The sequence below is a fragment of the Burkholderia sp. ABCPW 111 genome (genome assembly GCF_000773065.1).
Lineage (GTDB): Bacteria > Pseudomonadota > Gammaproteobacteria > Burkholderiales > Burkholderiaceae > Burkholderia > Burkholderia savannae.
The window spans coordinates 216,692-229,429 of record NZ_JPWT01000066.1 but is presented as its reverse complement, the minus strand read 5'-3'; the positions used below and the strand labels follow the sequence as shown (position 1 = coordinate 229,429).

Genomic DNA, 12,738 nt, shown 5'->3' with positions numbered 1-12,738 from the left:
CTGCTTCCCGATTCATTTGCACATGACACATTCACTGCGAGTCATTTTCGCCGGCACGCCGGAATTCGCCGCGGCGGCCCTCGCCGCGATCCATCACGCCGGCTTCCCGGTGCCGCTCGTGCTGACGCAGCCCGATCGCCCGGCCGGGCGCGGGATGAAGCTGCAGGCAAGCGCGGTGAAGCGCTATGCGCTCGAGCACGGCATCGCGGTCGCGCAGCCGCCGTCGCTGCGCCGCGCGGGCAAGTATCCGGCCGAAGCCGCCGCCGCGCTCGATTTGCTGCGCGCGACGCCGCACGACGTGATGGTTGTCGCCGCATACGGCCTTTTGCTGCCGCAGGAAGTGCTCGACCTGCCGCGCCACGGCTGCATCAACATCCACGCGTCGCTGCTGCCGCGCTGGCGCGGCGCGGCGCCGATCCATCGCGCGATCGAGGCGGGCGACGCCGAAACCGGCGTCACGCTGATGCAGATGGACGCGGGCCTCGACACGGGCGCGATGCTGCACGACGCGCGCGTCGCGATCGCGGCCGACGACACGACGGCGACGCTGCACGACAAGCTTGCGGCGTCGGGCGCGCGCCTCATCGTCGATGCGCTCGCCGAGCTCGAGCGCGCAGGCTCGCTCGTGTCCACGCCGCAGCCCGCCGGCGGCGTCACCTATGCCGAGAAGATCGGCAAGCACGAGGCGGCGCTCGACTGGCGCAAGCCGGCCGCCGTGCTCGCGCGGCAGGTGCGCGCATTCGACCCGTTCCCGGGCGGCGCGGGCACGCTCGACGGCGCGGCGCTCAAGCTGTGGGCGGCCGATGCGGTGCCGGCGCATGGCGGCGCGGCGCCCGGCACGATCGTCGAAGCGGGGCCGGACGGCGTCGTGATCGCATGCGGCGACGGCGCGCTGCGCGTCACGCAACTGCAGAAACCGGGCGGCAAGCGCTTGCCTGTGCGCGAGTTTCTCGCGGGCGCGCCGCTCGTGGCCGGGCAGCGCTTCGTATTGCCCGACGCCGCGTAATTTCGTCGCCCGAGAACATTCCATCGGAATCGCGCGCGCCGCGCAATCGGCCGAACGGCCAGGTCGCGCGGCGTCGGGCGCACGCGTAGAATTCTTTGACATCAGCATCGAGGGATCGGCATGTTCGGCATCACCCATCTTGGCTTGTTCGTGGCGGCAGTCTTCCTGTTGAACGTCACGCCGGGGCCCGATACCGCGTACATCGTCGGCCGCAGCGTCGCGCAAGGGCGCGGCGCGGGGCTCATGTCCGCGCTCGGCATTTCGGCCGGCTGCTGCGTGCATGTGCTCGCATGCGCATTTGGCCTGACGGCGGTGCTTGCTGCGTCGGCTACCGCGTTTACGGTCATCAAGATCGTCGGGGCGGCCTATCTCGTCTACCTCGGCGTGCGCCTCATTTTCTCGAAGCAGGAACCGGCGGCCGAGCAGTCCGCCGCGCGGCGCGGCGCGGACAAATCGCTGCGCCAGCTGTTCACGCAAGGGTTCCTGACCAACGTGCTGAATCCGAAGGTGGTGCTGTTCTTCGTGTCCTTCTTCCCACAGTTCGTGTCGGCGGACAGCGACCACAAGGTGCTCGCCTTCCTCACGCTCGGCGCGGTGTTCCTCGCGATGAGCACGGTGTGGTCGTGTACCGTGGCGTGGGTCGCGGGCACCGTCACGCGGCGCTTCGCCGGCAAGCCTGGTGTGAAGAAATGGCTCGACCGCGGCGTCGGCAGTGCGTTCGTGGGCCTCGGCGTCAAGCTCGCGACGTCGACGCGCTAAGGATTGAATTTTCTCGAAACGCTCTTATCTAACAAATCGCTTACAATCATGCGCTGCCGATGAGCGTGCGGCGCGATCCCCGCAGACGGATAAGGAGTGGGAAACATGTTCAATTGGGTCAAAACGGCGATGCTGATGGCCGCGATCACGGCCCTGTTCATCGTGATCGGCGGGATGATCGGCGGATCGCGCGGGATGATGATCGCGCTGCTGATCGCGCTCGGTATGAATTTCTTCTCGTACTGGTTCTCGGACAAGATGGTGCTGCGCATGTACAACGCGCAGGAAGTCGACGAGACCACGGCGCCGCAGTTCTATCGGATGGTGCGCGAGCTCGCGACGCGCGCGAATCTGCCGATGCCGCGCGTCTACCTGATCGACGAAGCCCAGCCGAACGCGTTCGCGACCGGCCGCAATCCCGAGCATGCGGCTGTTGCCGCGACGACAGGCATCCTGCGCGTGCTGTCCGAGCGCGAGATGCGCGGCGTGATGGCGCATGAGCTCGCGCACGTGAAGCACCGCGACATCCTGATTTCGACGATCTCCGCGACGATGGCGGGCGCGATCTCGGCGCTCGCGAACTTCGCGATGTTTTTCGGCGGGCGCGACGAGAACGGGCGTCCGGCCAATCCGATCGCGGGCATCGCAGTCGCGCTCCTCGCGCCGATTGCTGGCGCGCTGATCCAGATGGCGATTTCGCGGGCGCGCGAGTTCGAGGCGGACCGCGGCGGCGCGCAGATTTCGGGCGATCCGCAGGCGCTTGCTTCGGCGCTCGACAAGATCCATCGCTATGCGTCGGGCATTCCGTTCCAGACGGCGGAACAGCATCCGGCCACCGCGCAGATGATGATCATGAATCCGTTGTCGGGCGGCGGGCTGCAGAACCTGTTCTCGACGCACCCGGCCACCGAGGAGCGGATCGCGCGGCTGATGGAAATGGCGCGCACCGGCCGCTTCGATTGACGACCGTCATCGCACGGCGACGCACTCGCGAAGGGGCGTCGCGGCGGTAGCAATTCCTGACGCGCTTTCGCGCGTCGGACGATCGGGCAAACCCCGCATGCCTTGAGCTGCGGGGTTTGTCGTTTTCGGCGAGATGGCTGCTTGGTCGATGCCGCAAAGAGCGCCTTGCGAGCGGCCGAGGATTGTGTCGATACTGCGCCAACCGCGCCAACCGCGCCAACCGCGCCAACCGCGCCAACCGCGCCAACCGCGCCAACCGCGCCAACCGCACCAACCGCACCAACCCGAGTCCCACTCCCCCGGCACGCTACAATATCCCGCTGACCGGCCCAGAGCCGGCCACCGGCACCTCCCTACCATCGCCCGGCGCCACCGCGCGCTGCGGACACTGCTGATCCGATGACCCAGACTCGCCCTTCTCGTTCCCGCGCATCCGGCGCGCCCGCTCGCGCTCCGCGCCTGTCGATGCTGCATCTCGTCCCCGATTCGCTCGGCTTCGCGCTCGACGGCGCCGCGCAAGCGGTCGACGCGGTCAGTCGCGGCGCGGCGCTGCCCGCCGCGCTCGCCGCCGTCCAGGCGTCGTTTGCCGACGGGGCGCAAGCGGCGGCGCGCGGCGCGATCCAGGACATCGCGTATCGCGCGGTGCGCCGTCGCGGCACGGCTGAATGGCTGATCGCGCAATTCGTCGCGAAGGCGCCGCATGCGCATGTGCATGCGCTTCTCGTCTGCGCGTTCGCGCTCCTCGTCGACGACGACGAACACGCCGCGTATGCGCCTTTCACCGTTGTCGATCAGGCGGTGAGCGCGATCGGCGCGCGCCGCGAGTGCTCGTTCGCGAAGGGGCTCGTCAACGCGGTGCTGCGCCGGTTCCTGCGCGAACGGGCCGCGTGGCTCGAGCGGATGCAGTCCGATCGCCGCGCACGCTGGAACTACGAGACGTGGTGGATCGACGCGGTCGAGCGCGCATGGCCCGACGCGTGGCAGCGCATTCTCGCCGCGGGCGACGCCCCCGGCCCGCTGACGCTGCGCGTGAACGCGCGCCGCATGACGGCCGACGCGTATCTCGATCTGCTGCGCGCCGAGCGGATCGACGCCGAGAGGATCGGCCGGCACGCAATACGACTCGCGTCGCCGCTGCCGGTCGAGCGCATTCCGGGCTTCGCGGACGGCGTCGTGTCGGTACAGGATGCGGGCGCGCAGCTCGCGGCCGAATCGCTCGGCGCGCGCGACGGCATGCGCGTGCTCGACGCGTGCGCGGCGCCCGGCGGCAAGACGGGCCATCTTCTCGAGCTCGCGGACGTCGAAGTCGTCGCGCTCGAAAGCGATTCGGCGCGCGCGCCGCGCATCGGCGAGAATCTCGCGAGACTGTCGCTCGCGGCCGACGTGCGCGTCGGCGATGCGGGCGATCCCGCGCAATGGCACGACGGCCGCCCGTTCGACCGGATTCTCGCGGACGTGCCGTGTTCCGCGTCGGGCATCGTGCGCCGTCATCCGGACATTCGCTGGCTGCGCCGCGCGGCCGACATTCCCGCGCTCGTCGCCGAGCAGCGCCGCATTCTCGCCGCGCTCTGGCCGCTCCTGAAACCGGGCGGCGAGCTGCTGTATGCAACCTGCTCGATCTTTCCGGAAGAGGGCGAGCAGCAGGCGCGCTGGTTTGGAGACGCCCATCAAGATGCGGTACGATTGGACGCGCCCGGGCAGTTGCTGCCGCAGGGGGCGTCAGGCGGGGCGCCGGCCGCCGGGGGATCGGGCGAGCCCGGCCGGCATGTCGATCACGACGGATTTTTCTACGCGCGCTTTCAGAAACGGTGACGATCAAACGCTTCTTTCCACTCCGGCTCGCGGCCGTGCTCTGGGCCGCGCTGACGCTGTGTCTCGCTGCCGTTCCCTCCGCGCACGCCGATCCGATCGCCGTGCAGCGCGCGTCGCTGCAGTCGGACGGCAACGGCTGGAGTCTCGACGCGCGTTTCGACTTCGAGCTCAACAGCAGCCTGGAGGATGCGGTCAACAAAGCCATCCCGCTTTATTTCACGACCGATTTCGAACTGAGCCGCGCGCGCTGGTATTGGTTCGACGAGCAGCCGGTGTCGGTGTCGCAGACGATCCGTCTGTCGTTTCAGCCGCTCACGCGCGAATACCGCGTGTCGACGGGCGGCTTGCAGCTCGGCTTTCCGACGCTGAAGGAGGCGCTCGCGGTGGTCAAGCACGTGACGTCCTGGCATGTGATCGACAAGAGCCAGGTGCGCCCGGGCGAAACGTACACGGCGTCGGTGCGGATGCAGCTCGACACCGCGCTGATGCCGAAGCCGTTCCAGGTCGACGCGGTGAACAACCGCGACTGGAACCTCGTTTCCGATTGGAAGCGCTTCACTTTCACGGCGGCCGAACGTGCTAAGTAAAATGCGCGTCCGCCGCGCGACGAGCGGAAAGAGCCTCCTCATACGCGTGATCGTGTCGACCGTCGCGATCACGGCGATTCTGTTGCTCGTGCTGCTCGCGGCCGCGAGCGCGAACACCGAGTTCTTCGATCGCTACTACTCGTGGCTCTACTCGGCGAACATCATCGTCGCGCTCGTGTTCATGCTCGTCGTGCTCGGGCTCGTCGGGATGATCGTCGCGCGGCTGAGGAAAGGCAAGTTCGGCACGCGGCTGCTCGCGAAGCTCGCGGTGTTCTTCACGCTCGTCGGCGTCGTGCCGGGCGGGATCATCTATATCGTGTCGTATCAGTTCGTGTCGCGCAGCATCGAGTCGTGGTTCGACGTGAACGTCGAGACGGCGCTCACCGCGGGCCTGAATCTCGGCCGCGGGATGCTCGACACGTCGCTCGCGGATTTGCAGACGAAGGCGCGCCTGATGGCCGAGCAGCTCGCGAGCGCCGACACCAACACGAACGGCACGACGCTCACGCTTCTGCGGCTGCGCGAGCAGATCGGCGTGCAGGACGCGACGATCGTCGAGCCGGGGCGCAGCACGGGCGCGTCGCCCGACGTGCACATCGTCGCGCAGGCGTCGGGCAACTTCGCCGCGCTGATCCCGGACGACATGCCGACGCCGCTGATGCTGAGCCAGGCGCGCGAGCATGGCGGCTATGCGGCGATCGAAGGCGAAGTGGACGGCGATCCGCACGCGCACGGCTCGAAAGGCGCGCTGCGCCTGCGCGTCGTGCAGCGCATTCCCGATTCGTCGACGTCGCTGCTGCAGCCCGACGAGCGCTTCCTGCAGCTCACGCAGCCGGTGTCGCCGACGCTTGCGCGCAACGCCGACGCGGTGCAACGCGCGTATCGCGAATATCAGGAGAAGGCGCTTGGCCGCAGCGGGCTGCGCAAGATGTACATCGGCACGCTCACGCTCGCGCTCTTCCTCGCGACGTTCATCGCGATGATGATCGCGCTCGCGCTCGGCAACCAGCTCGCGCGGCCGTTGTTCCTGCTCGCGCAGGGCACGAAGGAGGTCGCGGAAGGCGATTACACGCCGAAGCGCGAAATCAAGACGCGCGACGAGCTCGGCTTCCTCACGCAGTCGTTCAACGCGATGACGCGGCAGTTGTCGGAGGCGCGCCTCGCGGTCGAGAAGAACCGCGTCGCGCTCGAGCATTCGAAGACCTACCTCGAGAGCATTCTCGCGAACCTGACGGCGGGCGTGTTCGTGCTCGACCGCCAGTTCCGCCTGACGACCGCGAACCGCGGCGCCGAGCGGATTTTCCGTCAGCCGTTCAATTCGCTGATCGGCACGACGCTCGATCAGGTCGGCGTCGTCGCGGAATTCGGCGCGATGGTGAGAAAGGCGTTCGCCGATCGCGAGGCGGCGGGCCGGGGCAGCGGCGAGGATCGCGGCCACTGGCAGCAGCAGTTCGCGGTCGAGGTGCCGGGCGAGGCCGATCCGCTGACGCTGCTCGTGCGCGGCACGCGGCTCGTGTCGACGGCGGCCGCTCCGGGGCAGCCCGACGATCCGCAGACGTCCGGCTACGTCGTCGTGTTCGACGACATCTCCGACGTGATCTCCGCGCAGCGTTCGGTCGCATGGGGCGAGGTGGCGCGGCGGCTTGCGCACGAGATCAAGAATCCGCTCACGCCGATCCAGCTGTCGGCCGAGCGCCTGCAGATGAAGCTTTCCGACAAGCTCGCGCCGCCCGACGCCGACGTGCTCAAGCGCGGCGCGACGACGATCGTCAATCAGGTGGCCGCGATGAAGCGGATGGTCGACGATTTCCGCGATTACGCGCGCACGCCGCCCGCGGTGCTCGTCAATCTGCAGCTCAACGATCTGGTGAGCGAAGTATTGACGCTCTACGGCGTCGGCGAAGGCAAGAACACGATCGTCGTCGAGCAGGCGCCGCTTCCCGTGATCCGCGGCGATGCGACGCAACTGCGTCAGGTGATCCACAATCTGCTGCAGAACGCGCAGGATTCGGTCGCCGACGTCGAGCATCCCCGTGTGTTGCTCGAAACCAAGACAGTAGAATATGGCGATCCCGACGCGGACGGCAAAACGCGGGTCGCGGTTCGGTTGACCGTCTCGGACAACGGTCCGGGTTTTCCGGCGCGCATCCTGACGCGCGCGTTCGAGCCTTACGTGACGACGAAGGCGAAGGGCACGGGGCTCGGTCTCGCGACGGTGAAGAAGATCGTCGACGAGCATGGCGCGCGGATCGATTTGCGCAATCGCATGCACGGCGACGTCGTGGAAGGCGCGCAGGTCTCGATCCTGTTCCTGCAACTCGCGGACGATGCGGCGGGCGCCGGGGGCGGAGCGAACGGCGGCACGGCACCCGCCAAGACAAGAGCAACTGTGCAGACAAAGGCAGCGTAAATGGCAACCATCCTGGTGGTAGATGATGAAATGGGCATCCGGGAATTGCTCTCGGAGATCCTCAGCGACGAAGGGCATGTCGTCGACGTAGCGGAGAACGCGCAGGCCGCGCGCGACTACCGGCTGCGGCATGCGCCCGATCTCGTGCTGCTCGACATCTGGATGCCCGATACCGACGGCGTCACGTTGCTGAAGGAGTGGGCGAGCCAAGGACAATTGACGATGCCCGTCATCATGATGTCGGGGCACGCGACGATCGACACGGCCGTCGAGGCGACGAAGATCGGCGCGCTCGATTTCCTCGAGAAGCCGATCACGCTGCAGAAGCTGCTGAAGTCGGTCGAGCACGGCCTCGCGCGCGGCGCGGCGCCGCTGCCCGCGAGCACGGCGGCGAAGCCGGCGGCGGGGCCGTCGTCGGTCGCGTCCGCGGCCGCGCTGCCGACGTTCAACGACGACGCGTCCGCGGCGTTCGAGGGCCAGACGACAGCCGCGATTCCGTTCGACATTCCGCTGCGCGAGGCGCGCGACGCGTTCGAGCGCGCGTACTTCGAATATCACCTCGCGCGCGAGAACGGCAGCATGACGCGCGTCGCGGAGAAGACGGGCCTCGAGCGCACGCACTTGTACCGGAAGCTGAAGCAGCTCGGCGTCGAGCTCGGCAAGAAGCCGGCCGAAGGCGCGGTATAAATTTTTGCGCAAAGGGCTTGATCGGTGTTTTGCGCATTGCTATAATTTTTTTTCTTCGTGGCCCGGTAGCTCAGTTGGTAGAGCAGCGGATTGAAAATCCGCGTGTCGGTGGTTCGATTCCGCCCCAGGCCACCAGCAGTATTCCACCCCAAGAATCGCCAGATTCTTGGGGTTTTTCGTTTGTGGAGCGGCATGTCCGGCCTTCGGCCGATTTTGGGGCGGCGTGATAAAATCTCCGTCGACTCAAAGACTTAGAGGGCTTGAGGGCGCGCCCGAGCGGCGCCGCAAGTCCTTTTTTGTTTCGGCGCCCGAGCACGGCGCGAGAGCGTGCGCCGCCGCAGCGCGGCGCGATGAGCGACATAAGCGCCGCGCCGTTTCGGGCCGCGCGCTGCTGCCTATACTGGGTGGGCCGGCACTGCCGGCGCGCGTCGGGCCGCCGGCGCGCTCGCTCATCATTCACGGAGTATCACGGTGATTCGGACAGACGCTAAGGACGGCGCGCTCGTATTGTTTTCCGGCGGCCAGGATTCGGCCACGTGCGTTGCCTGGGCGCTCGAGCGCTATCAGAGCGTCGAGACGCTCGGCTTCGATTACGGCCAGCGTCATCGCGTCGAGCTCGAGTGCCGCGAGGGCGTGCGCGACGCGCTGAAGCGGCGTTTTCCGCAGTGGGCGCACAAGCTCGGCGACGATCACATGATCGATCTGTCGGTGCTGGGCGCGATCAGCGACACCGCGATGACGCGCGCGATCGAGATCGAGACGGCGTCGAACGGCCTGCCGAACACGTTCGTGCCGGGCCGCAATCTGCTGTTCGTGACGATCGGCGCGGCGATCGCGTATCGGCGCGGGCTGCGCGCGCTCGTCGGCGGCATGTGCGAGACAGATTTCTCCGGTTACCCGGATTGCCGCGACGACACGATGAAGGCGCTGCAGGTCGCGCTCAATCTCGGCATGGATGCGCGCTTCGTGCTGGAGACGCCGCTGATGTGGCTCGACAAGGCCGATACATGGCGGCTTGCCGAGCAGCTCGGCGGCCAGCCGCTCGTCGAGTTGATTCGCGTCGAGACGCACACGTGCTATGTCGGCGAGCGCTCGGAGCTGCACGACTGGGGTTTCGGCTGCGGCGAGTGCCCGGCGTGCAAGCTGCGCAAGCGCGGCTACGAGGCGTATCTGCGCGGCGAAAGCGTGACGGAGGCGCCCGTCTGAGGCGCGCGGCGCTCGCGTGGGTGCGCGGGTGCCGGTGGGATTCATCGAGTAATGGAAGGCGAACGGCGCAAGCCGGAACGAAGCGGCATGACGTACACGGTCAAGGAAATCTTCTATACGTTGCAGGGCGAGGGCGCGAACGCCGGCCGTCCGGCCGTGTTCTGCCGGTTCGCCGGCTGCAATCTGTGGACGGGGCGCGAAGAGGATCGCGACGGCGCGGTGTGCCGTTTCTGCGACACCGATTTCGTCGGCGCCGACGGCGAGAACGGCGGCAAGTTCAAGGATGCGGAATCGCTCGCGGCGAAGATCGCGTCGCTGTGGCCGCCAGGCGAGGCGCATCGCTTCGTCGTCTGTACGGGCGGCGAGCCGATGTTGCAGCTCGATCAGCCGCTCGTCGACGCGCTTCACGCGGCGGGCTTCACGATCGCGATCGAGACGAACGGTTCGCTGCCCGTGCTCGAATCGATCGACTGGGTCTGCGTGAGCCCGAAGGCGGACGCGCCCCTCGTCGTCACGAAGGGCAACGAATTGAAGGTGGTGGTGCCGCAGGACAACCAGCGCCTTGCCGATTACGCGAAGCTCGACTTCGACCATTTCCTCGTGCAGCCGATGGACGGCCCGTCGCGCGAGCTCAACACGAAGCTCGCGATCGACTGGTGCAAGCGCCATCCGCAGTGGCGGCTGTCGATGCAGACGCACAAGTACCTGAACATTCCTTGAGCCATACGCCTCATTCATCGTGCTGATTACCCGAAAACTCGAATTCGACGCGGGCCACCGCATTCCCGATCACCGCAGCCAGTGCCGCAATCTGCACGGGCATCGCTACGTGCTCGAAGTCACGCTGCGCGGCGATCTCGTCGAGACCGAGGGCGCGCCCGACCGCGGGATGGTGATGGATTTCGCCGACGTGAAGGCGCTCGCGATGGAGCACCTCGTCAGCAAGTGGGATCACGCGTTCCTCGTCTATGCGCGCGACGAGGTCGTGCGCTCGTTCCTCGAGAAGATGGCCGATCACAAGACGGTCGTTCTCGATCGGATTCCGACCGTCGAGAATCTCGCGGCGATCGCGTTCGACATCCTCGCGAACGTGTATGACGCGCATTACGGCGTGAATTTGCGGCTCGAGCGCGTGCGTCTGTACGAGACGCCGAACTGCTGGGCCGACGTCGAGCGCGAATCGCGCGCGTGATGCGGGCGGCGCGCGGCGCGATTGCGCCGTTGCGCGCGCTTCGACATGCATGCCGCACCGCGCGGCGGCCGATTGCGCCGCGCGTATCCTTTTCTTCGCCGAACCTGTCGGCTTCTCCGATTGCGCCGCGAGTCGCCCGGTCTTGCGCCGATATTCTCCGAATCCGCGTGCGGGCCGCGATCACGGTATGATCGACTCGTGAATCGTCCGCCGCGACGAACGAGCCGCGCCCCCGCCTGTTGCGGCGCAGCGCCCCGCCCGGCGGCCGCTTGCCCCCTCTTCCGAATCGCAGTCCGCTCGTGCGCAGCACGACAGGAGGCCGCCGATGAGCACGCTCACCAATTCCCTCAAGGCGCGCCTGCGCGACGGCGACGAGCCGCTGCTCGGCCTCTGGCTCACGCTCGCGAGCGCGGCGGCGACCGAGGCGCTTGCGCATGCAGGCTTCGACTGGCTGTGCATCGACATGGAGCATGCGCCGAACGATAGCCGCGACGTCGCCGCGCAGCTGCGCGCGCTCGCCGCCGCGCATTTGCCGAGCGAGCCCGTCGTGCGGGTGCCGGCGCGCGAGCCGTGGCTCGTCAAGCGGGCGCTCGACGCGGGCGCGCGCACGCTGATGTTTCCGAACGTCGAGACGGCCGACGAGGCCGCGCACGCGGTGCGGCTCACCCGCTTTCAGGCGCCCGATGCGCCGGACGGGCTGCGCGGCGTCGCGGGCATCGTCCGCGCGGCCGCGTACGGGATGCGGCGCGATTATGTGCAGACCGCGAACGCGCAGATCGCGACGATCGTGCAGATCGAATCGGCGCGCGGGATCGACGACGCCGAGCGGATCGCGGCGACGCCGGGCGTCGACTGCGTGTTCGTCGGGCCTGCCGATCTGTCGGCGAGCCTCGGGCATCTCGGCGATACGAAGCATCCGGACGTCGCGGCGGCGCTCGAACACGTGCTCGCGGCCGGACGGCGCGCCGGCGTGCCGGCCGGCATCTTCGCCGCCGACGCGGCGGGCGCGCGCCAGTATCTCGAAGCCGGCTTTCGCGTGATCGCGCTGTCGGCGGACGTCGTGTGGCTGCTGCGCGCGACGCGGCAGGCATTGCAGGAGGTGCGGGGATGAACGGGAAGCGTCGCGGCGCGCCGTGGTTCGCGCGCACGCGGCATGCGCATCGCGGCGCGGCGGTCGGCTCGCTCGTCGTCGCCGCGGCGTTCGGCGCGGCGGCGGGCGGCGCGTTCGCGCAGGCGTCGGGCGCGCAGAAGCGGCCGAATCCGGAGCGCGAGACGGAAGCGGCGGTCGCCGACTACAACGCGGGCAATCTGCGCGCCGCGCTCGTGCAGTTTCACGACGCGGCGACGCGCGGCAACCGCCTCGCCGCGTTCGATTACGCGATGATGCTGATCACGGGCGAAGGCGTGACGGCGAACGTGCCGGAAGGGCTGCGCTGGCTCAAGCGCGCGGCCGACGCGGGCATGTCGCAGGCGCAGTACGTGTACGGCCGGATGCTCGACGACGGCGAGTTCGTCGCGCGCGATCCGGCGGCCGCGCACGGCTGGTTCCTGAAGGCCGCGCGGCAAGGGCACGTACAGGCGGAGCTCGCGCTCGCGAACCAGTTTCTCGACGGGCGCGGCACGCCGCGCGACAACCGCCAGGCGTTCGAATGGTACAAGCGCGCGGCCGATGCGGGCGAGCCGGTCTCGCAATACGTGACCGCGTCGTTCTACGAGCGCGGCGGCGACGGCGTCGTGCGCAATCTCAACATCGCGCGCGCGTACTACGCGGCGGCCGCCGCGCAAGGCGACGACGCCGCGGCGCTCAAGTACCGCGAGCTGACGGCCGTGCTGAAGGCGGGGCCGGGCGGCGCGTCGGCGCCGAAGGCGCCGGCTCCGTCGAATTGATCGCGCGGGGAACCGCGAATCGACAGAGCATTCGAACCGGTGAACGGTGAACGGTGAACGGTGAACGGTGAACGGTGAACGGTGAACGGTGAACGGTGAACGGTGAACGGCGAACGGCGAACGGCGAACGGCGAACGGCGAACCGAGAACCGAGGTCCGCTCGACTTCGAGGCTTACCCGTTCGACATCGCGACACGCCGACGGCAACGGCACGCCGTCCAGCGGCCGT

Annotated in this window: 12 protein-coding genes and 1 tRNA gene; all 13 read left to right on the top strand. The window is 68.1% G+C overall.

Annotated features, from left to right (window positions below; translation table 11 throughout):
* The first annotated feature begins 22 nt into the window (after positions 1–22).
* The 13 genes from fmt (at position 23) to X946_RS14330 (ending at position 12,509) form a co-directional block, all read left to right on the top strand.
* Positions 23–1,006, top strand: a complete 984-nt coding sequence (fmt, locus tag X946_RS14390; protein WP_038748589.1) for a methionyl-tRNA formyltransferase — start codon at positions 23–25, stop codon at positions 1,004–1,006.
* Between the two features lie 120 nt (positions 1,007–1,126).
* Positions 1,127–1,765, top strand: coding sequence for a LysE family translocator (locus tag X946_RS14385; RefSeq protein ID WP_038748588.1), 639 nt, complete (start codon positions 1,127–1,129; stop codon positions 1,763–1,765).
* A gap of 105 nt (positions 1,766–1,870) precedes the next feature.
* Positions 1,871–2,728 (top strand): zinc metalloprotease HtpX, encoded by an 858-nt coding sequence (gene htpX / locus X946_RS14380; protein WP_038748587.1) that lies wholly within the window; start codon positions 1,871–1,873, stop codon positions 2,726–2,728.
* Positions 2,729–3,127: 399 nt separating this feature from the next.
* The gene (rsmB, locus tag X946_RS14375) at positions 3,128–4,540 is read left to right on the top strand and encodes a 16S rRNA (cytosine(967)-C(5))-methyltransferase RsmB (protein ID WP_038748586.1); all 1,413 of its coding nucleotides are present in this window, start codon (positions 3,128–3,130) and stop codon (positions 4,538–4,540) included.
* On the top strand, positions 4,537–5,127 hold the full coding sequence (locus X946_RS14370; protein ID WP_038748585.1) for a DUF4390 domain-containing protein: 591 nt from the start codon (positions 4,537–4,539) through the stop codon (positions 5,125–5,127). Before rsmB ends, X946_RS14370 begins: the two co-directional genes overlap by 4 nt.
* A 1-nt stretch (position 5,128) precedes the next feature.
* On the top strand, positions 5,129–7,537 hold the full coding sequence (gene esaS, locus X946_RS14365) for a sensor histidine kinase EsaS (protein WP_038748584.1): 2,409 nt from the start codon (positions 5,129–5,131) through the stop codon (positions 7,535–7,537).
* Entirely contained in the window at positions 7,538–8,224 is a 687-nt protein-coding gene (gene esaR, locus X946_RS14360) for a response regulator transcription factor EsaR (protein WP_038748583.1), read from the top strand.
* Positions 8,225–8,283: 59 nt separating this feature from the next.
* Positions 8,284–8,359: transfer RNA gene (locus X946_RS14355), tRNA-Phe, on the top strand.
* Between the two features lie 336 nt (positions 8,360–8,695).
* Entirely contained in the window at positions 8,696–9,430 is a 735-nt protein-coding gene (gene queC, locus X946_RS14350; protein ID WP_038748582.1) for a 7-cyano-7-deazaguanine synthase QueC, read from the top strand.
* Between the two features lie 87 nt (positions 9,431–9,517).
* Complete coding sequence (gene queE / locus X946_RS14345; RefSeq protein ID WP_038748640.1) at positions 9,518–10,150, top strand: 7-carboxy-7-deazaguanine synthase; 633 nt, start codon at positions 9,518–9,520, stop codon at positions 10,148–10,150.
* A 19-nt stretch (positions 10,151–10,169) separates the two neighbouring features.
* Entirely contained in the window at positions 10,170–10,622 is a 453-nt protein-coding gene (gene queD / locus X946_RS14340; RefSeq protein WP_038748581.1) for a 6-carboxytetrahydropterin synthase QueD, read from the top strand.
* A gap of 325 nt (positions 10,623–10,947) precedes the next feature.
* On the top strand, positions 10,948–11,733 hold the full coding sequence (locus X946_RS14335) for an HpcH/HpaI aldolase family protein (protein WP_038748580.1): 786 nt from the start codon (positions 10,948–10,950) through the stop codon (positions 11,731–11,733).
* Complete coding sequence (locus tag X946_RS14330) at positions 11,730–12,509, top strand: tetratricopeptide repeat protein (protein ID WP_038748579.1); 780 nt, start codon at positions 11,730–11,732, stop codon at positions 12,507–12,509. The genes X946_RS14335 and X946_RS14330 overlap by 4 nt, the downstream gene beginning before the upstream one ends.
* Positions 12,510–12,738: the final 229 nt, after the last annotated feature.